Annotated in this window: 5 protein-coding genes; 1 reads left to right on the top strand and 4 read right to left on the bottom strand. The window is 63.5% G+C overall.

What is annotated here, in order from left to right:
* The 3 genes from VA603_RS09610 to VA603_RS09620 form a co-directional block, all read right to left on the bottom strand.
* The coding region (locus tag VA603_RS09610) for a pirin family protein (RefSeq protein WP_323438669.1) at positions 1 to 351 on the bottom strand (351 nt) is incomplete at its 3' end.
* Positions 352 to 455: 104 nt separating this feature from the next.
* Positions 456 to 869, bottom strand: coding sequence for a DoxX family protein (locus tag VA603_RS09615; protein ID WP_132862339.1), 414 nt, complete (start codon positions 867 to 869; stop codon positions 456 to 458).
* Complete coding sequence (locus tag VA603_RS09620) at positions 866 to 1,507, bottom strand: isochorismatase family protein (RefSeq protein WP_132862338.1); 642 nt, start codon at positions 1,505 to 1,507, stop codon at positions 866 to 868. Before VA603_RS09620 ends, VA603_RS09615 begins: the two co-directional genes overlap by 4 nt.
* 122 nt (positions 1,508 to 1,629) lie before the next feature.
* Here VA603_RS09620 and VA603_RS09625 point away from each other — a divergent pair, with 122 nt between their 5' ends.
* The gene (locus tag VA603_RS09625) at positions 1,630 to 2,493 is read left to right on the top strand and encodes a LysR family transcriptional regulator (protein ID WP_323438670.1); all 864 of its coding nucleotides are present in this window, start codon (positions 1,630 to 1,632) and stop codon (positions 2,491 to 2,493) included.
* A 965-nt stretch (positions 2,494 to 3,458) separates the two neighbouring features.
* Here the strand turns inward: VA603_RS09625 and VA603_RS09630 are convergent.
* Entirely contained in the window at positions 3,459 to 4,412 is a 954-nt protein-coding gene (locus VA603_RS09630) for a helix-turn-helix domain-containing protein (RefSeq protein WP_323438671.1), read from the bottom strand.
* Positions 4,413 to 4,504: the final 92 nt, after the last annotated feature.

Raw genomic sequence — 4,504 nt, forward strand, 5'->3', positions numbered from 1 at the left:
CTGTGCTTCGATGTAGCGACTAACTGCTTCGCTGCTTTCAAGTTCGGCGGGTAGCGCCAGCCACAACTGAAAGCCTTGGATGCGCGGCACGTCGTCGGGCGACATTTCCTTGCCGTGCCAGACTCCGCCGCCGGCGCGCATCCATTCCACGCCGCCGTACCCCAACGTTCCGGTACCTGCGTCCGGATCGGCGTAGCGCACGCGTCCCTCGGTGAAAACGGTGACCGTGGCGATGCCCGAATGCGGATGCAATGGCATCTCGGTCATGCCTCGGAGGGCCGCGCCTTGCGCGTCGAAGAGATCGAGGAAAACGAACGGCTTGACCACGCCGCCGAGATCGGAGGGACTCATCAATCGCGTAATCGGGCCGTGACTATGACCGCGCGTACGATGGACGATGAGCCGCGGCGACGGATGCTGCTGAGCTGGCATCGGGGACGACTTCATTACAGCGCTCATGCCCATACCCTACGCAGGGGGCGCAGTGTATGCGCGATGCGCCGGCGTTCCAGCCATGCGACGGCGGCGGTGATCAACAGCAGCGCAAGCGCGGGCACCGGGCTGCCGCCAATGAGCAGAAGATGGGTCAGCACGCCGAACGCCATCGTGACCGAGAGCATCAGGCCGGCGAGTCCCGCCGTGGGCCGGATCAACAGGGCGAGGGCGCCGACGACTTCCAGTACGCCGGTCACCACACGGAACCATTGGCCGATGCCGATCTGGTCGAAGACAGCCACCATCATCGGCGCAGCGGCGAGCTTGGCGCTGCCTGCGGTGAGGAAGGCGACTGCGGCCAGGATGCGCAGCGTCCACGAAGCGAACGTGATCCCACGGCCAGGCGCGACAGCGACTGTTGAACGAGTGTTCATGCTGAGACCTCCGCCTGGTTGGCCAATGCCGCCGACAGCTTCTGCGCTTCCGGCACGTACCACGTGATGACTTCGCGTGCCTTCTCGGCCAGCGGCGATTGCCAGTCGCGGAACAGTTCGGTGACCAGGGCGAGCGAGGTGTTCGGCACGGCGCCTGCGGCGGTCAAACGTTCCACTGCGGTGCGGTGTGCCAGCTGGGACATGCCGCCGACGGCATCGACCACGAACATGGCGTCATAGCCGTCGCGCATGGCGTCCAGCATCGGGAACGTCAGGCAGATCTCCGTGAACAGCGCACCGAAGACCAAGCGCTTGCGACCGGTCTTCTCGATGGCGGCGCGGAAGGCCGGATCGTCCCAGGCATTCATCGAGCTGCGGTCGATCACTTGGATGCCCGGCAGCTCGTCCTGAATCGACGCGCGCGTCGGGCCGTTCACGCCCATTTCAACGCCGACAGTGCTCAGCACGACGGGGATGTCGAACGCTTTCGCGATCTTGATCAGCAGCCGGGTATTCAACTCGACTTGCTCAGGGCTGGTTTCGGAACGGAGGTTGGCGAACATTTCCGCCTGGTAGTCGATCAGGATCAGGGCGACCTGTTCGGACTTCCACACATCGGTAGCGTGGGAGTGGTTCATGGCGAATCTCCTCGGGATGGCTGGCGCCGGAGTGGCGCCGCAGTGAGGACAGATTGCCGTCGCAATTATTGGTACGCTAGACGTAAGAAGTGAGTATCTGTGTCGCTAAATGGGGAACGATGATGGATTTCGAGGACCTGCAGACATTCGTGGAAGTCGCCGCAGCCGGAGGTGTTTCGCCTGCCGCGCGACGGCTTGGTGTGGCGAAATCTATTGTCAGCCGCCGCCTGCTGCGGTTGGAGGCGGAACTCGGCACCCAACTCCTGGCAAGGACCACCCGCGGCGCCGCGCTCACCGAGGCCGGTAGCACCTTTCGCGAGTACGCCGCCCGCATCTGTGTGGAGATGGACATGGCGCGCGAGGCGATCTTCCCCAGCGGCGAGTTGCGTGGCCTGCTGCGGATCGCCGCGCCGCCGACCTTCGGCATCACCCATCTGGCGCCGATCCTCGCGGAGTTCGCGCAACGGCATCCGCAGCTGCAAGTGCATACGCGCTACAGCGACCGCTTTGTCGACATCGTGGCGGAGGGCTTCGACTGCGCGATCCGTGTCGGTTACCTGGCCGATTCCAATCTAATCGCGCGTCGAATCGCCCCGCTGCACGGCAGGCTGGTGGCGAGTCCATCGTACATCGCGCAGCACGGTGCACCGGAAACGCCGCAGCAGCTGACTGCGCATGAAGCGCTGATGCAGGGTACCGAAAGCTGGCGCTTCATCGACGGCGAAAAGACTATCACCGTGCATCCGCAGGGGCGGTTCAAGGCGGACAACGGTATCGCCATCGTGTCCGCCGCCCTTGCCGGGCTCGGCATCGCTGCGCTGCCAGACTTCCTCATCGACGAGCATCTCCGATCGGGTGCGCTGATCCAGGTGATGGCGGGCTATCCGGCGCCGGAAGGCGGTATCTACGTTGTCCGACCTTCAGCCCAACACCCGGCGCGGAAGATCCGCGTGCTCATCGATTTTCTGATCGAACGCCTGGGATAGACAGGCCCGCGAAGTGCGCGCAGGCGCTCGGAGTCGCTACTGGCCGAGACGAGTCGTTGATGTCATTCCTTCGGGCGAGACTCTAGGATTCGCTTCGCATTTCGCAGGTATCTACGAATTCGTCCCCCGTACCACCACGAGACGAAGGATGGCGGGGGAACAACTGGCGTCATCTGCTTGAAGGCGGCGAGTTCGAATGCCAACTCGTATTTGAATCGTGATTCGTCAGGCCCGAGTCGTTCAACTTCGCGAATACTTCGCAACCAGGAAGTGTGTTCCGGCGGCGTTTGCACCACAACGCGGCCTGACGCCTGAAGTTCGACGACAATTACGGGCGTTACCGTATGGAAAAACTTGAAAAATGTAGAGAACTCTTCCCAGCGAGTGCCAAGCATAGGGGGGCCCGTCACCTCCATTCGATCCACTTCGGTACGTCACTGCGGATCAGTCGTTCCAACGCTCACAAAATTGAATACAGTCTCGGCACTTCGAGCGATGTCGATACCATCGCGCATGATGACGCGCTTCTGCATGTCGGTCCCTCCGATGGTCAAAGACCCGCGCCATGACGCCTAGCGCATGGGCAACTAATTATTGGATCTTGAACACCGGTTGGCGCAAGTAGTCCCCCAAGCACTTCCAGCTGCTCCGTCTATAGTTGCGCGGCTTCCGGTCCGTACCCGCCGAAATCATGACCTGCAAGCTCGTACCGAACAGAATCGCTTTCTTGCTTCGAGTAATGGCTCACGGCTGAAATGACCGCTTCGGGTCGAAAGCAGCCGCCCGTTTGTCCGAGGCACCGATCAATATTCTCTTGATCTACAGCTCTTTTCCGTCAGCAATTCCACGGAGGCACGACCTGCATTTCCCGAGCAGGTGTCACGGATTCTCCTTGAACGATCATCGACAACCACGATGTCTTCGCGGCTGAAGCCGCTCCTGCCGGGGGTTGGTTCCTGCCGGGCTTACTTCAGCTGCGACGGCGACACGCCGAACTGGCGCTTGAAGGCGGCGCTGAAACTGCTGGTGTGCGCATAGCCGGCGATGGTGGCGGCGACGTCCACCGGTACGCGCTGACGCTGCAGCGCCTGGCGGGCGCGTTCCAGCCGCAGCTGGCGCTGGTGGTGGGCGATGCTCTGGCCGTGGCAGTGCTGGAAGCCGCGTTGCAGGTCGACCGCGTTGGTGCCGAGCTGGCGCGCCATCTGGGTGATGCTCAGTGCGTCGGCCTCGCCGCTTTCCAGCCACTGCTGCAGGCGTGACACGCAGCGCTGCAGGTGCGCACTCAACGGACGCGCTTCGTCCTCCTGCGACAGGGCCTGCAAAACGTCAGCGGCCAGCTCCAGCGCGAAGCTCTCCTGCTGCAGACGGCGCACCAGCGGCAACGCCTGCGGCGCGTCCTGCAGCAACCGTGTCGCCCGCTGCAGCAACGGCGCACCCGGGCGCCAGGCGTGGTTGTCGGCATGGCTGCGGCATACCCGCGACAACCGCGCGCTACCGGTTGCATCGCCATCCAACTGACGGCGCAGCCAGTCATCGCCCAGGTGCAGGCTGACCTTGCCCTCCTGGCGGCCGGCCTGCCAATGGCGCCGGAAGCTGTCTTCCTCGCGCAGGTGCACCAGCATCGTCGGCATGCGCCGCTGGGCGCCTTCCAGGCGCAGCCGATGCCTGCCGATGGCCACGTCGGCCTCGCCATCGACCAGGAAGCCGGCGGTGATGCCCGGCGCCAGCCGGTTGTGGCTGCTGCCGCCGACCATGTCGCGGCTGCGGCTCAGGTACAGCACCACCCCGTCATCGACCGCATGCACCTGCTGCCAGCCGGCCAGCACCGGCGTGGCGTCGGCCATGCCGGCATCGAAATCGACCTGCCCACCCAGCGCGTGGGCGGCGGTCATCAGTTCGGCGCAGGTGAAAACCTGCATGCAGGGCATCCCGGGAATGTGGTCGTGCCTAAATTTTCCGTCGCCCCGCCTAAACTTGCAATGGAATTGGTAACTATTCTCATTTAAGGTCC

It is taken from the genome of Stenotrophomonas capsici, from assembly GCF_034961085.1.
In the GTDB taxonomy this organism is placed as follows: Bacteria; Pseudomonadota; Gammaproteobacteria; order Xanthomonadales; family Xanthomonadaceae; genus Stenotrophomonas; species Stenotrophomonas capsici.